Here is a 15,847-nt window from a genome sequence, read left to right on the forward strand (position 1 = left end):
CAACGCTCTCGAAAGGAGCATCAATGCGCATGAAAAAGGTATTCACCACGGCAGGTCTCGTCACGCTGTCCTTCGGGCTGGCCGCGTGCGGCGGAGGTGACGACGGCGGGTCCGCGACCGGCGGTGCCCTCGACGGCGCCGACATCGTCGTGGGGTCCAAGGACTTCGACGAGCAGCTCGTCCTGGGCAACATCACCAAGCTCGCGCTGGAGAACGCCGGCGCGCAGGTCGACGACCAGATCAACCTCGGCGGCACCGACGCGGCGCGCGCCGCGCTGACCTCCGGTGACATCGACACCTACTGGGAGTACAACGGCACCGCCTGGATCAGCTTCTTCGGCGAGACCGAGGCGATCCCGGACCGCATCGAGCAGTACGAGGCCGTACGCGACCGCGACCTCGAGGAGAACCAGCTGGTCTGGATGCAGCCGGCGGAGTTCAACAACACCTACGCGCTCGCGTTCCCGACCGAGGCCGCCGAGGAGCTGGGCAACCCCACCACGCTCTCCGACCTGGCCGCTCTCGCCCAGGACGACCCGGACGCCGTGACGGTGTGCGTCGAGAACGAGTTCTCCACGCGGGACGACGGCCTGCCGGGCCTGGAGGAGACGTACGGGTTCGAGTTCGTGGGGGACGACGTCACGGTGCTCGACACCGCGCTCGTGTACACGGCGGCGGACGCGCAGGACCCCTGCAACTTCGGTGAGGTGTTCACCTCCGACGGCCGGGTGGCCTCGCTGGACCTGACCGTGCTCGAGGACGACAAGGGATTCTTCCCCCTGTACAACCCGAGCCCCGTCTTCCGCGAGGAGGTCTACGAGCAGTACGGCGACCAGCTCGACGAGATCTTCGACCCGATCTCCGCCGCGCTCACCCAGGAGGAGATGACCATGCTCAACGAGCGCGTCTCCGTCGACCTGGAGCAGCCCGCGGACGTGGCCGAGGACTGGCTGACGGAGCAGGGCCTGCTGTAGGTCCCCGGCTCCGGTCGCGCCCGCGGCCCGACTCGCCCACCCGGCGGGACGGGCCGCGGGCGTGCCTCTTTCCGGCGGGTGAAAGCCTGGGTACAGTCTCGCCATGGAAAAGGACAATGAGGTCACTTCGCAAGGGTTGACCGAGGGGGCGTCCACGCCGGGCGGCGGGGCTGCCGCCGGGTACGACGGACCCCTCGAGAAGCCGCGCTGGAAGATCGTCGGTCCGGGCCTCATCGTCGCCGCCACCGGTATCGGCGCGGGCGACCTCGTCGCCACCATGGTCGCGGGCAGCAACTACGGGTACGCGCTGCTGTGGGCGGTCATCCTCGGCGTGGTCATCAAGATCGTGCTGGTCGAGGGCGCCGGCCGCTGGTCGCTCGCTACCGGCCGCACCATCTTCGACGGCTGGAAGTCGCTGGGCCTCTGGGCGGTCGTCTACTTCGGCATCTACGTGGTGGTGTGGGGCTTCAGCTTCGGCGCCGCCGCGATGTCGGGCACCGGCCTCGCGCTGAACGGTCTGTTCCCGGGGATCGACGTGCGGTACTGGGCGATGCTCGCCGGTGTCGCCGGCCTGCTGCTCGTCTGGTTCGGCAAGTACAAGCCGTTCGAGAACGTGATGGCGGTCCTCATCGGCGTCATGTTCGTCACCGTCGTCGGCTCGGCGCTGCTGACCACCCCCAACCTCGGTGAGATCGCCGCGGGCCTGGTCCCGATCATCCCGGAGGGCGCGGTACTCAACACGCTCGGCCTCGCGGGCGGCGTCGGCGGCACGATCACCCTGGCCGCCTACGGCTACTGGCTCGCCGAGAAGGGCTGGGACACGCCTCGCTGGATGCGGGTCATGCGGATCGACAACGCCTGGGCCTACGTCATGTCCGGCATCTTCGTGGTGTCCATGCTGATCGTGGGTGCCGAGCTCCTGTACTCCGCCGGCATGGCCGTGGCCGACGGCGAGGAAGGGCTCATCGAGCTCGCCGACGTGCTCTCGCAGCGGTACGGGTCCTTCATGGCCCCGCTGTTCCTCGTCGGGTTCTTCGCCGCGACGTTCTCGTCGGTGCTCGGCGTCTGGCACGGGGTGTCGCTCATGTTCGCGGACTTCGTCGCGACCATGCGCAACCTGCCGAGCGACGACCGCCGCCGTGGCGCAGGCGGCACGTACTACCGGATGTACATCCTGTGGCTGACGTTCCCGCCGATGGCGCTGCTGTTCCTCGACCGGCCGATCCTGCTCGTGGTGATCTACGGCGCGCTGGGCTCGCTGTTCATGCCGTTCCTGGCGCTCACCCTGCTCATCCTCATGAACTCGAAGGCCGTGCCGCTGCAGTGGCGCAACCGGTGGTGGATCAACGTGATCCTCGTCCTGGTCGCCGCGATGTTCCTGTTCCTGGGTGGCAACGAGCTCATCAAGGCAGTGGCGCCGCTCCTGGGCGGCTGACCGGGTCGCTGGCGGGGCGCCGCTGGTCGAGCCTGCCGGGACCGGTCCCGACGGGCTCGACCAGCTGGAAGGGTCAGGCGGCCGCTGCGGTCTCGCGCATGCTCTGGACCTTGTCGTAGATGGCCTCGAACGCGTCGAGGGTGCCGTCCACGGCGTGCGCCGCGACGAGCTCCCGGCTGGCCGCGCCCATGCGGCGGCGCAGGTCGGCGTCCGCCAGGAGGTCGCCGATCCGGTTCGCCAGCTCGCGCACGTCGCCCGGGGTGTAGAGCCAGCCGTTGACGCCGGGGCGCACCAGGTGGGGCAGCGCCATCGCGTCGGCGGCGACGACCGGCAGACCCGAGGCCATCGCCTCGAGGGTCACCAGGCTCTGCAGCTCGGCCACGCCGGGCATGCAGAACACGTCGGCGGAGGAGTAGGCGGTCAGCAGCTCGTCGTCGGGCACGTAGCCGCGGAAGCGGACACGGTGCGACACACCGGAGGACGCGGCGAGCGCCGCCCACTCGTCGGCCTTCACACCGGTCCCGACGATCTCGAGGCGGCCGGGCAGGTCGGCGGGGAGGAGGGCGAAGGCCCGGATGATCTCGTCGACCCGCTTCTCCTGGTCCAGACGACCGACGAACAGGACCGTCGGCTCGGTGCGGCCCTCCCGGACGGTGGTGGTGTACCGGTCGGTGTCGATGCCGTTGGAGACCGGGATCGCGTGGGTGAGCCCGGCGTGCTGTGCGAGCAGGTCGACGGCGCGCGGGGTGGGGGCGGTGACGACGTCCGCCTTCGCGTAGACGCGGCCGATGTCCTGCCAGAGCAGGCGCCCGACGGCGCGGTGCATCGTGCTGGGTACCAGGAGGTAGCCGACGAGGTTCTCGGGCATCAGGTGGTTGGTGGCCACGATGGGGAGGCCCGCCCGGTGCGCGGCGTCGACCAGGGCGCGGCCGACGATGAAGCTGCCGTTGGTGTGCACGACGTCGGGCTGGACCTCGTCGAGGACCTCGGTGACCGCCCGGCGGGTCTCCCAGGGCAGGGAGATCTGCAGGTTGTGGTGCGTGGGGTACCGGCTGGAACGCAGGCCGTGCAGGACGACGCCGTCGCGCTCCTCGCGGACGGGCCGGCCGGTCGGCGACGGCGCGACGACGTGCACCTCGTACCCGCGGCGGGCCAGACCGGTGGCCAGGCTGCCGGCGAACCGGGCGGCACCGTTGACGGCAGGCGGGTAGGTATCGGCGCCGATCAAGATCGTGCGGGGAGTACCGGGCAGGTTCACTGTGCTGTACCTCTCGATGGTTCGGGAAGTCTCGAAGGGGTGGAACGCGCCGCGCGGGCCGCGACGGCGTCGGGGTGAAGCCGAGCAAGGACGAGGACCCCGGCGGCGGCGGCGAGTGCCGCACCGCCGAGGAGGAACCAGGTGGCGAGGGGCGTGTCGGCGCCCTCACCGAGGAGGACCGCGCCGAGGAGCACGGCCACTATCGGGTCCACGACGGTGAGGCACGCGACCACGACCTCGGGCGGGCCGGAGGGGTAGGCCTGCTGCACGAGCCAGCCGCCCAGCACCATCGCGACGACGGCGCTCGTTCCCGTACCGAGCACCTGCGGGTCGTACCAGGGGGTACCGCCCGCGAGCTCCTGGAAGATCACCCGCATCAGCGCGGAGAGAAGGCCGAACGCGGTGGCAGCCGCCGTCGCGCAGGCGACGCAGCGCAGCCATCCGCCGGTCGCCAGGCCGCCCGCGCCCAGTGCGACGACGACGGCGCCCACGATGAGGACCGTCGGCAGGGTCGAGCCGGGTGGGGGCACGTCGCCCGTCGCGGCACCGACCGAGGCCGCGACGAACACCGCTACGCCGGCCATGGTCAGGGCGACACCGAGGAGCACGCTGCGGCTTGGCGCACGCCGTGACCGGAGCGAGGAGAACAGCACCGCTACCGGGACGGCGAGCACACCGATCGGCTGGACCAGACGGAGCGGTGCGAGCGCCAGGGCGATTGCATGAACGATCGTGCCGCCTGCCGCGAGCCCGAACCCGGCCAACCAGCCGGGTCGCCGGGCGATCCTGGCGAGGCGGTGGAGGGACAGGACACGTTCGCGGGGGAGTGGCTGCCCGTAGAGGTCGGCGACCTCGCGATGCTGCAGTACCGCAGCGCCGGCGAACAGGGCGGCGCCGAGGACGGCGAGGGCGACCGCTATGGCTGGCATGGGTCAACGGTGACGTAAGGACGGCCTTCTCCGCCACCAGGTTTCCCCCCGGAATCGCATGGGGGTTTACCCCCATCTTTCTCGGACCCCTCCCGCGGCGGCCGCTCACGTGCTTAGGGTCAGCGCGATGAACACCGACACGCACCCGCGTCGCCGTGCCGCGCCGCCGCACGAGGCAGCGCAGCGCGCACCGCACGCGCCCCCGCAGAACGCACCGTACGCGGGACTCGTCGCGGGCACATCCGCGCGCGACGAGGACCGGGAGATCCGGGGCGTCCACGCACACGTCCGGGTGTACGGCGACCCTCTCGCGCCGCACCGGCTCGTGTTCCTGCACGGCCTCCGTGGCGACCACCACGGCCTGGAGCCGATCGTTGCGAATCTCCTGCTACAGCGCCCTGACCTGCAGGTATGGGTGCCGGACCTGCCGGGGTTCGGTGCTTCGGCACCGCTCCCGGACGGTGTGCACGACGTCGCCGGCTACGCCGCCTGGACGGCCGAGCTGCTGGCCGACGTCATACCTCAGGGGGATGCCGTCCGCCCTGAGGGGGACGCGGTCCTGGCCGGTCACTCCTTCGGGTCGATCGTCGCGGCCGCGACCGTCGCGGCGTCCGACGCGCCCGCCGTGCGGGGTCTCGTCCTGGTCAACCCGATAGCGACGGCGGCGCTCGCGGGGCCCCGGCGCGTGCTGAGCGCCGTGACGGTGGGGGTGCACCGGCTGGCCGCGGCGCTCCCGGAGGTCATCGGGACGGCACTTCTGCGTCATCAACTGTTCACCCGGATCGCGAGCGTGGCGATGGTCACAACCCGCGACCGGAGCCTGCGGCGCTGGATCCACGCGGAGCACGACAGGTACTTCTCGGGCTTCGCCGACCGGCGCTCGCTGCTGGAGGCGTTCCACGCGTCCGTCGGGACCGACGTCGCCGCCTACGCCCCGGCCATCGGCGCGCCGACGCTGCTGGTGGCGTCGGAGAACGACGACGTCGCCCCGCTGCCCGCGCAGCGCGTGCTCGAGGCGATGTTCTCGCGTGCGCGGCTCGTCGTCGTCCCGCGGGTCGGACACCTGGCGCACTACGAGGCGCCGGACGTCGTCGCGCGGGAGATCACGGGGTTCCTGGGGGCTCTCGACGAGGCCAGGACCGGGCGGGACGAACAGTGAAGGAAGATCAGGTGAAGATCGTCGTCGACTGCCGATATCTGCGGGTCGGCCGCCACGACGGCATCAGCCGGTACACCGCGGGAATCGTGACCGCGCTGGCGCGTTTGCACCCCGTCGAGGTACTGGTCGACGACGAGCGCCAGCTCGACCACCTGCCTGACGGCCTGCCGTGGCACCTGGTGAGCGCCCCGACGAGCTGGCGCGAACCGTTCGTCGCACGACAGGTACGCCGCACGGGCGCCGACGTCGTGTTCAGCCCGATGCAGACCATGGGCACCTGGGGACGCGACTACCGGGTGGTCCTGACGCTGCACGACCTCATCTACTACCGGCACCCCACGCCGCCCCGGAACCTGCCGGCCGCCGTGCGCCTGCTGTGGCGGGCCTTCCACCTCGCGTGGTGGCCGCAGCGTCTGCTGCTGAACCGGGCCGACGCGGTGGTCACGGTCTCGGAGACCACGCGCGACCTGATCGCGCGTCACCGCCTGACCCGGCGCGAGGTGACGGTCGTGCCGAACGCGCCCGACCCCGTGCCGGAGCTGCCGGCCGGCCAGGCGGCCCCCGCCCGGACCCGTTCGCTCGTCTACATGGGCTCGTTCATGCCGTACAAGAACGTCGAGCTGCCGGCGCGCGCCATGGCGCGGCTGCCCGGGTGGGAGCTGCACCTCATGAGCCCGGTCACCGCCGAGCAGCGGGAGCGGCTGCGGGGGCTCGCCGGCGAAGGCGCGCTCGTGTTCCACGACGGCGCGTCCGACGAGGTCTACCGCGATGTCCTGCGCCGCGCCACGGCGCTCGTCTCCGGATCCCGGGACGAGGGCTTCGGGCTCCCGCTGGTGGAGGCGATGGCGGTCGGTACGCCCGTCGTCGTCAGCGACATCCCCGTGTTCCGTGAGGTCGGCGGGGACGCGGGCGCGTACGTCGACCCGGACGACGTCGACGGGTTCGTCGCCGCGGTCCGCGAGCTCGACGACCCGGGGGTCTGGGCCGAGCGATCCGCCGCCGCCCGGATCCGCGCCGCAGGATACGACTGGAACTCTTCGGCCAAGGTGTTGCTCGCGCTTCTGGTAGGGTGAATTTTGACCGTTATCGTTCCGTGATCTAAGGTCTGCGGCGATGACCAGCCTGAAGAGCACGCCTGCGAACTTGCCCGAGGCAACCGCCACGACCACGGGTGACGAGCGCCGGAAATCCTCCGGCCGGCTCGTGGCGATGGACGGCCTGCGCTTCGGCGCCGCCGCGGCGGTACTCCTCTACCACTTCACGGCGACGTCGACGGTGACCAGCTACTGGGGCGTCGACCCCGTGGACGCGTTCCCGATGCTCAACGAGGTCACACGGTACGGCTGGCTCGCGGTCGAGCTGTTCTTCATGATCTCCGGGTTCGTGATCCTGCTCAGCGCCGACGGCCGGGGGGTCGCCGGCTTCGTCGCCTCACGCGTAGGCCGGCTCTTCCCGGCGTACTGGGCCTGCATCGTGCTGACGGCGGGGCTGCAGCAGGTGTGGTCGGGCGGCCGCCAGACCTCCCTGACCGAGACGCTGGTCAACCTCACGATGGTGCAGGACCTGTTCGCGGTCACCGGCGTCCAGGTCGTCTTCTGGACCCTGCTGGTGGAGCTCAAGTTCTACCTGCTCGTGTTCGTGGTGCTGGCGTTCGGCCCGCTCACCCGCAACCGGGTGCTGGCGTTCGCCACGCTCTGGCCGCTGACGGGCTGGGCGGCGCAGGAGCTCGGCGCCCACTGGCTCACCGACCTGCTGGTGCCGAACTACGCCCCGTACTTCGCCGTCGGCATGCTGCTGTTCCTCGTGTACCGCGACGGCTTCGACCTGATCAGCAGCGCGCTGCTCGTGGGAGGTGTCACGCTCTGCGTGCTGCGTGTCCTCGAGGCCGCCGGCCGGGCGTCCGACCTGCAGGGCGTGCCGGTGAACCCGGTCATCACCGTGATGCTCCTGCTGGCGAGCGTGGTCGCCGTCTGGGCGACGACGCTCCCGGGCCGGACGGTCCCACGCCGTCGGACGGCGGCGGTGCTCGGCACGGTCGGCGCGCTGACGTACCCGATCTACCTGGTGCACACCCAGTTCGGGTACGCCGTGATCGACGTGCTGGCGCACGAGACGACCCGGACGGTCGCGCTCATCGCCGCCGGTGCGCTGAGCCTGGTCCTGGCCGTGGTGATCCACTACGGCGTCGAGCGGCCGACGTCGGCCCGGTTGCGCCGGGCGGTGCAGACCGGGCTGCAGCGGGGTGGTGAGGCGGTGCGCTCGCGCCTCTCGAGGCTGTCGGACACGCAGGCCACCCGGTTGTCCTGAGGCCCGGCCCGCGCGGCCCGGCCGGCCGTTCGGTGGGGCTGCTCAGCGGGGCGGGTCCGCCACCGCGAACGGAAGACGGTGCAGCAGCTCGGCCTGCTCCTCGGCCCGCTGGCGCTCCCGCTGGCCGGCGGCGAGCTCGCGGTCACGGCGCTCGGCCAGGACGGCGTGCAGGAACGCCTCGGGATGGGTCCCGGCCGGCGGCCCGGGGGCCACGTAGCGCTCGATCCGGCCGGCGAGGTCGTCGCCCAGCCTGGCCCGGGACTCGGGTGCGAGCCGGGCGGCGCGGCCCAGGAACTGGCGGGCGGCCAGCGCAAGCCCGTCCGGCAGGCGGCGCATGTCGGCGGTGTGCGCCCACGGGGCCAGGGTCTGGGGCATCACGATCGGGGCCGACGCCGGCCTGCCGCCCCGCACCCGCACGGCGTACGTGCCGGCGGCGAGGTCACCGAGGCGCTTGCCCTTCGCGTTGGCGAGCGACGTGATGGCCGCGATCCCGCCGAGCGTGAGCCACAGCTCGAACACACCGATCAGGGCGCGGACGAGGGCGTGCCGGAACCGGACGGGGCCGCCGTCGTCGCGCACCACGCGGATGCCGCACGCCAGCTTGCCGATCGAGCGGCCGCGCGACAGGGTCTCGATCGCGACGGGCAGGCCCACGACGACCAGCGCGCTCACCACGGAGAAGATGATCACCGCGACGTCCTGGCTCGCCGCGGCGGTCTCGAAGAACCACACGCCGACCCGGACCAGGACGATGATGACGACGACGGCGAGGATCACGAAGTCGAGCATCGCCCCCATCGCCCGGGTGATGAAGGACGCCGGACGCGCGTCCAGCACCACGCCCTCGCCGATGACTATGCCGTCCTGCACGGTTCCTCCGGTCGGGGTGTCGGGCTTTCGAGGTCACGTCGTAACTCTTGTGCGGCAGACTACCGCCGTGGACATCGACGCCTTCACCGCCGTGCACGCCGCAGAGTGGGACCGCCTCAAGGAGCTCTCGTCGCGCCGCCGTCTCGACGGCGCCGAGGCCGACGAGCTGGTGCGCCTGTACCAGTCGGTGGCCACGCACCTCTCGACCGTCCGGTCCGCCGCGCCGGACCCCGCGCTGGTCACGCGCCTGTCGGACGTGCTGAACCGGGCACGTACCCGCATCGCCGGGTCGCACGAGCCCGCGTGGCGCGAGGTGGTCCGGTTCGCGGTGGTGTCGATGCCCGCCGCGTTCTACCGGATCCGCTGGTGGTCGCACGCGGTCACGGCGGCCTGCGTGCTCGTGGCGATCGTCTCCGGCATCTACATCGCCACCGATCCCGACGCGATGAACGACCTGATGCCCCCCGCCGCGCAGGAGGAATACGTGAACAACGCGTTCGCCTCCTACTACGAGCCGGGCGCCGGGTTCGCCGGCGTCGTGTGGACCAACAACGCGCGGATCGCCGCGCTGGCCGTGGCCGGAGGCATCACCGGCTACTTCACGCTGAACGTCCTCTGGATGAACGCGGTGCAGATCGGCGCCACCGGCGGCATGATGGCCGCCCACGACCAGCTCGACCTGTTCCTCACGCTCATCGCGCCGCACGGCCTGCTCGAGCTGACCTGCATCTTCGTCGCGGGCGCCGCGGGGCTGCGGCTCTTCTGGACCCTGATCGACCCCGGGCACCGCAAGCGGTCGGTCGCCATGGCCGCCGAAGGGCGCTCCCTGATCACGACGGTCATCGGCCTCGCGGTGGCCCTCGGCGTCTCCGGGATCGTGGAGGGCTTCGTCACCGGGTCGGAGATGTACTGGTGGCTCAAGATCGTGATCGGCGCGGTGGTGCTGGCCGCGTTCTGGGCCTACGTGTACGTGCTGGGCGGGCGGGCCGCCCGCGCCGGTGCCACCGGAGACCTCGCCGAGCACGAGGCGGGAGCCACCGTGGTCACGGCTGGGTGACAGTTGCGCGGAGCTGCCGCCGCACCGGCCAGTTTCGCGGCCGGCTGTCAGCCCCGCGTACTAGGGTTGCCGCGCAGGCACGACCCCAAGACGACACCCGGGAGCACGCCCCCATGACGACGCCCGAGAGCGCACCCGACCAGCCGGCGCAGCCGACGCCCCAACAGCCCGCAGGGTCCCAGCCCGCCGGCTGGGGCGAGCCGCCGCGGTACGGTCAGTACGCGCCCGGGTACGACCCCGCCGCGCCGCCCGCCCCGGCCCAGCCCCAGTACGGCACACCGCAGTACGGGGCACCCCAGTACGGGGCACCCCAGGGTGAGCCCGCGGCGCAGTACGGCCAGAGCCAGTACGGGCAGTACACCCCGTACTCCTCGCAGGTCCCGGGTTACCGCCCGCCGGCCGACAAGCCCGGCATCGTCCCGCTGCGCCCGCTCAGCCTGGGCGAGCTGTACGACGGCGCGTTCGGCGCCGTCCGCCACAACCCGGGCGTGACGCTGGGCCTGACGGCGATCATCGTGGTCGCGGCCGTCGCGGTCGGCACCCTGATCAGCATCCCGCTCACCACGCTCTTCACCGATCTGTTCGGCAGCCTGTTCGCCGAGGTCGGTTCGGACCCGGCGTTCGAGGACCTGGGCTTCACGCAGGACATGCTCGGCGTGACCTACGGGTCGGCGCTCGGCACCGGCCTGCTGCTCACGCTCGCCACGCCGCTCGCGATGGGCGTCATGGCCATCTCCGTCAGCGACTCTGTCATCGGGCGCAAGATCTCCGTGTCCGACGCCTGGGCCCGCACCGCCAGGCGCGCATGGTTCCTGATCGGGTTCTCGCTGCTCAGCATGCTCGCCGTGATCCTCGCGTACGCCCTGGCCGTCGGCATCGTCGCGGGCCTGTTTCTCGTCGACCCGACCGTCGGTGTGATCGGCATCTTCCTCGTGCTCGCCGCGCTCGTGGTGGGCCTGGTGTGGGCGTTCACCCGCATCGTGCTCATCCCGCCGGCTCTCGCGGTCGAGGGCGGCGGTTTCTGGGAGACGTGCCGGCGCGCATGGAAGCTGACCCGGGGCACGTTCTGGCGGGTGCTCGGCATCTACCTGCTGACGTCGTTCATCCTCAGCATCATCGGCCAGGTCGTCGCGATCCCGGTGGGGCTCCTCCTGGGCCTGTTCATGGTGATGCAGAGCGGCGCTGGTCTCGCGGTCAGCTACGGCATCACGTACGTCATCACCGGCGGCATGAGCGTGCTGTTCCTCGGCGGTGTCGTCGCCCTGCTCTACATCGACACCCGGATGCGACGCGAGGGACTGGACGTGCAGCTGCAGGCCGCGGCTGCGGCCGCGTCGGACAAGTGACATGAGGGCCGATCTGCCCGTCGTCCCGGACCGGGACACCGCACGTGAATGGCTCAGCAGCGAGCTGCAGCGCCCCGAGTACGCCGAGCGGGAGTCGCTGCTGATGCGCCTGATCGGCTGGGTGCTGGACTGGCTGAGCAGGATCGACTGGCCCGTCGCGCCGATTTCCGGCGCGCAGCTCGGGATCACCGTCGCGCTCGTCGCGGCGGTGGTCCTCCTCATCGCCTGGCTCGTGGCCGGGCCGGTACGGCTCGGGCGCGAGCGCGCGCGGTCCGCCGAGGTGCTCGACAGCGACGACGCCCGCACCGCCGCGCAGATGCGCGCCGCGGCCGACGCGGCGGCGGCGTCGGGTGACTGGCGGACGGCGTCCATCGAGCGTTTCCGTGCCGTCGTCCGCTCCCTGGAGGAACGTGTGATCATCGAGCCGCGACCCGGCCGCACGGCCCAGGAGGCCGCGGCCGACGCCGGCGTGCGCCTGCCCGACCAGGCCGCCGGCCTGCGCTCCGGCGCCGACCTGTTCGACGGCGTCGAGTACGGCGATCGTGTCGCCACGGCGGCGGACGACGCGGACCTGCGTGCTCTCGATGCCGCGGTCACCGCCGCTCGCCCCGGGGTCGCCGTATGACGTCCTTGCCGCCGGCCGCGATGCCGCCCAGCCCCGCACCGCCCTCGCCGACGCCACCTACCCCGCCCGCCGGTGCGTCCGGCGCCCCGACGGGACCCGCGGACGACGCTCCGGTGGTCATCGGCGACGACACGACCGGCCGCTCCCGCGCCGCGATCAGGTGGCGCCGGCTGCGCTGGCCCCTGACGGTGTTCGTGGTGGTCGCCCTGCTCGTCGTGTTCCTTGCGGTGGTACGCCCACCGACGTCGGCCGCCCCGTACGCCCCGGACAACCCGGAGCAGGGCGGCGGTATGGCCGTGGCCGAGGTGCTGAAGGACCAGGGGGTGCGAATCACCCACGTGACCACCGTGGCCGAGGCCGTGTCGGCCGCCGGACCGGACAGCACCCTCCTGGTCACGCCGAACCCGTCGTTCTTCGCCGACGACCAGGTCTCCGCCCTGAACCGGACGGGCGCCGATCTCGTGGTCCTCAACCCCGACTTCGGCGTGGTCGGAGGCGTGAGCCGGAACACCCTCGACTCCACGTACGGCGAGGCCGACGCGCCCGTGGCCCCACAGTGCGACGACCCGACGGCGCGGGCGGCGGGCGACCTCGCTCTGCGGCCCGGCCTGACCGACACGTCCACCGCGGGGGACGACGTGCGCCCGGTCCTGTGCTGGCCCGACGGGCTGGGCGCCTACGCCTACGCCCGCCTGGACTTCCCGGACCGGTCGGTGACCGTGGTGACCGACCCGGCGGTGCTCCGCAACGGCACCGTCCTGGAGGAGGGCAACGCGGCGCTCGCGCTGCGGATGCTCGGGCAGCACGAGGACCTGGTCTGGCTGGTGCCGGACCCGATGGACGTCAGCACCGGTGACGACGAGCCCACACCCGCCGAGCTCAGCCAGGTGAACGAGCTGATGCCGCCCGGTTCCGCGCCCGTCGCCCTGATCGCCGTGCTCGCGGCCGTGCTGCTCGCGCTGTGGCGCGTGCGGCGGATGGGACCGCTGATCGTCGAGGACCTGCCGGTGCTCGTCCGGTCGGCCGAGGCCACCCGCGGTCGCGCCCGGCTCTACCGGGCCGCGCGCGCCCGCGGGCACGCGGCCGCCGGCCTGCGGGCGTCGACGGCGGACCGGATCGCCACGCGCCTCGGCCTCGCCCGCTCGTCCGACGCCACTACCGTGGTCGACGCCGTCGTCGCCGCTACCAACCGCCCGTCGCAGCAGGTGGCAGACCTGCTCTACGGCCCACCCCCCGCTGACGACGCCGCGCTCGCCGAGCTCGCGCGCCGACTCGACATCCTGGAGAGCGAGGTCCACCGACCGTGACCGAACCAGCCTTCCCCCAGCAGCCCGCGCCTCAGCCCGCTGAGCCGACGGAGCCGCAGCCGACCCCGGCGCCGCAGCAGACCACCGAGCCGCCCACGCCGCCCGCCCCGTCGCAGGAGCTGCGCACCGCCCTGGCGGCGGTCCGTACGGAGGTGGGCAAGGCCGTCGTCGGGCAGGACGCGGCCGTGACGAGCCTGCTCATCGCCCTGCTCTGCCAGGGGCACGTGCTCCTGGAGGGCGTGCCGGGCGTCGCGAAGACGCTCCTGGTCCGCACCCTTGCCGCGGCCCTGAAGCTGGACACCAAGCGCGTCCAGTTCACGCCCGACCTCATGCCGGGCGACGTGACGGGATCGCTCGTCTACGACGCGCGCACCGCCGAGTTCTCGTTCCGTGAGGGCCCGATCTTCACCAACCTGGTGCTGGCGGACGAGATCAACCGCACGCCCCCCAAGACCCAGGCGTCACTGCTGGAGGCGATGGAGGAGCGGCAGGTCTCGGTGGACGGCACGCCCCGCCCGCTGCCCGACCCGTTCCTGGTGATCGCCACGCAGAACCCCGTCGAGTACGAGGGCACCTACTCGCTGCCGGAGGCCCAGCTCGACCGGTTCCTGCTCAAGCTCGTGCTGCCGCTGCCCGAGCGCGACCAGGAGGTGGAGGTCCTCGCCCGGCACGCCGCGGGCTTCGACCCCCGCAACCTGGCCGCTGCCGGCGTGACCCCCGTGGCCGACGCCGACATCCTCGAGCGCGCCCGCGCCGAGGTGGCCCGGGTCCAGGTCTCGCGTGAGGTGCTCGGGTACGCGGTGGACGTCTGCCGCGCCACGCGCTTCTCGCCGTCGCTCTCGCTCGGCGTCTCGCCGCGTGGCGCGACCGCGCTGCTGCGCACGGCGCGGGCCTGGGCGTGGCTGTCCGGACGCTCCTTCGTGACCCCCGACGACATCAAGGCGCTCGCCCACCCGACGCTGCGGCACCGCGTGCAGCTGCGTGCGGAGGCCGAGCTCGAGGGTGTCACCGCCGAGGGCGTGCTGGACACGGTGCTGGCCTCCGTGCCCGTGCCGCGCTGAGGCCGGGCGCATGGTCGTGACGTGGCGGGCCGCCGCCCTGATGGGGCTCGGTGTGGTTCCCGTGCTGCTCCTGCCGGCGAACGGGACGGTCCTCGTGTGGTCGGTGGTGGTGGTCCTGGCCTGCGTCGCCGACCTGGTCCTGGCCGCCTCACCCCGACGGGTGGCGGTGCAGCGGCGGGTACCGGGTTCGGTCCGGCTGCGCTCCGAGGCGACGAGCGAGCTGGTGCTCCGGAACGTCTCCGGGCGGCGGCTGCGCGCCGTGGTCCGGGACGCGTGGGGGCCCTCGGCAGGCGCGGGTCCGGGGCGGGGGAACACCGAGCGGGTACGCCCCGCGGCGGGCGGATCGGGTCGCCACCACGTGGACCTGCCCGACGGCGAGGCCGCGCGCCTGCCCACCACTCTCGTGCCGACCCGGCGGGGCGACCGGACCGCGGGCGGCGTGACGATCCGCAGCCTCGGCCCGCTCGGACTGGCGGGCCGTCAGGTCACCCTGCCTGTACCGGGCCGTCTCCGGGTGCTGCCGGAGTTCGCGAGCCGCAAGCATCTCCCCTCGCGCCTGGTACGGCTGCGGGAGATGGACGGCCGTGCCGCGGTGCAGATCCGCGGCGAGGGCACCGAGTTCGACTCGCTGCGGGAGTACGTGGTGGGCGACGACGTGCGCTCGATCGACTGGCGCGCCACCGCGCGGCGTCGTGAGGTCGTGGTGCGCACGTGGCGGCCCGAGCGGGACCGGCGCGTGCTGATCGTGCTGGACACGGGCCGTACGTCCGCCGCACGGGTGGGCGCGGCGGACTCGACCGGCGCACCCCGGCTGGACACCAGCATCGAGGCGGCGCTGCTGCTCGCGGCGCTGGCCGGGCACGCGGGTGACCGGGTGGAGCTCGTCGCGTTCGACCGGACGGTGCGCTCCCGCGTGGTGGGCGCGGCCGGCCCTCGGCTCATGCCGGCCATGGCGGAGTCCCTGGCCACCGTCGAACCGGTGCTGCTGGAGACGGACTGGCCAGGTGTGGTGGCGCAGGTCCGGACGCGCATGACGCAGCGCGCCCTCGTGGTGCTGCTCACCACCCTCGACCCGGCGGCCGTGGAGAACGGCCTGCTGCCCGTGGTGGACCAGCTCGCGCGCGACCACACGGTGGTCGTCGCGTCCGTCGCCGACGAGGAGGTGGCGGGGCTGCGCTCCGGCCGGGACTCGGTCGCCGAGGTGTACGACGCCGCGGCAGCCGCGCGCGGTGACCTGGAGCGCACTGCCGTCACGACGATGCTGCGCCGCTACGGGGCGGACGTCGTCGAGGCGCTGCCGGACGACCTGGCTCCCCGCCTGGCGGACGAGTACCTGGCGCTCAAGGCGGCGGGGCGGCTCTGACGATCAGGGCGACCCGCTGCGGGCCCGACGGCGACCCGCTGTGGTCCCGCGGCGGCCCACCCAGTCGTACGCGCCGCCTGCCCTCGCCGCCTGTCGACTGAATGTCGACAGCACCGAGCCCCGTCCGGTGCGGACCCGCCGGAACCGCACCGGCGG

14 protein-coding genes are annotated in these 15,847 nt (G+C 72.7%); 11 read left to right on the top strand and 3 right to left on the bottom strand.

From position 1 onward, the window contains the following. The first annotated feature begins 29 nt into the window (after positions 1-29). Positions 30-974 carry a glycine betaine ABC transporter substrate-binding protein gene (locus LUU90_RS19020; RefSeq protein WP_275005344.1) on the top strand — a complete coding sequence of 315 codons (945 nt, stop codon included), beginning with the start codon at positions 30-32 and terminating at the stop codon, positions 972-974. A 103-nt stretch (positions 975-1,077) separates the two neighbouring features. Beyond that, complete coding sequence (locus tag LUU90_RS19025) at positions 1,078-2,409, top strand: Nramp family divalent metal transporter (protein WP_275005346.1); 1,332 nt, start codon at positions 1,078-1,080, stop codon at positions 2,407-2,409. A gap of 73 nt (positions 2,410-2,482) precedes the next feature. Here LUU90_RS19025 and LUU90_RS19030 read toward each other — a convergent pair whose 3' ends face one another. Continuing rightward, positions 2,483-3,667: a glycosyltransferase gene (locus tag LUU90_RS19030; RefSeq protein ID WP_275005348.1), complete on the bottom strand. Its 1,185-nt coding sequence runs from the start codon at positions 3,665-3,667 to the stop codon at positions 2,483-2,485. Next, positions 3,664-4,596: a hypothetical protein gene (locus LUU90_RS19035; RefSeq protein WP_275005349.1), complete on the bottom strand. Its 933-nt coding sequence runs from the start codon at positions 4,594-4,596 to the stop codon at positions 3,664-3,666. Before LUU90_RS19035 ends, LUU90_RS19030 begins: the two co-directional genes overlap by 4 nt. A 127-nt stretch (positions 4,597-4,723) precedes the next feature. On the opposite strand from LUU90_RS19035, the gene LUU90_RS19040 reads away from it, so the two are divergent. From LUU90_RS19040 to LUU90_RS19050, 3 genes are read left to right on the top strand one after another with little or no spacing between them, the layout of a single operon-like run. Beyond that, positions 4,724-5,755 (top strand): alpha/beta fold hydrolase, encoded by a 1,032-nt coding sequence (locus LUU90_RS19040; protein WP_275005350.1) that lies wholly within the window; start codon positions 4,724-4,726, stop codon positions 5,753-5,755. An 11-nt stretch (positions 5,756-5,766) separates the two neighbouring features. Further along, positions 5,767-6,828, top strand: a complete 1,062-nt coding sequence (locus LUU90_RS19045) for a glycosyltransferase family 4 protein (RefSeq protein WP_275005351.1) — start codon at positions 5,767-5,769, stop codon at positions 6,826-6,828. Between the two features lie 40 nt (positions 6,829-6,868). After that, positions 6,869-8,062 carry an acyltransferase family protein gene (locus tag LUU90_RS19050; protein WP_275005352.1) on the top strand — a complete coding sequence of 398 codons (1,194 nt, stop codon included), beginning with the start codon at positions 6,869-6,871 and terminating at the stop codon, positions 8,060-8,062. 42 nt (positions 8,063-8,104) lie between these two features. Here the strand turns inward: LUU90_RS19050 and LUU90_RS19055 are convergent, their stop codons facing one another. After that, a complete protein-coding gene (locus tag LUU90_RS19055) occupies positions 8,105-8,932 on the bottom strand; it encodes an RDD family protein (protein ID WP_275005353.1) in 828 nt (275 codons plus the stop codon). Between the two features lie 67 nt (positions 8,933-8,999). Between LUU90_RS19055 and LUU90_RS19060 the strand changes: the two genes are divergently transcribed. From LUU90_RS19060 to LUU90_RS19085, 6 genes are all read left to right on the top strand, one after another. Then, positions 9,000-9,989, top strand: a complete 990-nt coding sequence (locus tag LUU90_RS19060) for a stage II sporulation protein M (RefSeq protein ID WP_275005354.1) — start codon at positions 9,000-9,002, stop codon at positions 9,987-9,989. Positions 9,990-10,102: 113 nt separating this feature from the next. Continuing rightward, positions 10,103-11,335 carry a DUF7544 domain-containing protein gene (locus tag LUU90_RS19065; protein WP_275005355.1) on the top strand — a complete coding sequence of 411 codons (1,233 nt, stop codon included), beginning with the start codon at positions 10,103-10,105 and terminating at the stop codon, positions 11,333-11,335. Position 11,336: 1 nt separating this feature from the next. Further along, positions 11,337-11,960: a DUF4129 domain-containing protein gene (locus LUU90_RS19070; RefSeq protein WP_275005356.1), complete on the top strand. Its 624-nt coding sequence runs from the start codon at positions 11,337-11,339 to the stop codon at positions 11,958-11,960. Continuing rightward, positions 11,957-13,267: a DUF4350 domain-containing protein gene (locus LUU90_RS19075; RefSeq protein WP_275005358.1), complete on the top strand. Its 1,311-nt coding sequence runs from the start codon at positions 11,957-11,959 to the stop codon at positions 13,265-13,267. Before LUU90_RS19070 ends, LUU90_RS19075 begins: the two co-directional genes overlap by 4 nt. Further along, positions 13,264-14,328 carry an AAA family ATPase gene (locus LUU90_RS19080; RefSeq protein ID WP_275005360.1) on the top strand — a complete coding sequence of 355 codons (1,065 nt, stop codon included), beginning with the start codon at positions 13,264-13,266 and terminating at the stop codon, positions 14,326-14,328. The genes LUU90_RS19075 and LUU90_RS19080 overlap by 4 nt, the downstream gene beginning before the upstream one ends. A gap of 10 nt (positions 14,329-14,338) precedes the next feature. Continuing rightward, positions 14,339-15,691, top strand: a complete 1,353-nt coding sequence (locus LUU90_RS19085; RefSeq protein ID WP_275005361.1) for a DUF58 domain-containing protein — start codon at positions 14,339-14,341, stop codon at positions 15,689-15,691. Positions 15,692-15,847: the final 156 nt, after the last annotated feature.

The organism is Promicromonospora iranensis, assembly GCF_028994775.1.
In the GTDB taxonomy this organism is placed as follows: Bacteria; Actinomycetota; Actinomycetes; order Actinomycetales; family Cellulomonadaceae; genus Promicromonospora; species Promicromonospora iranensis_A.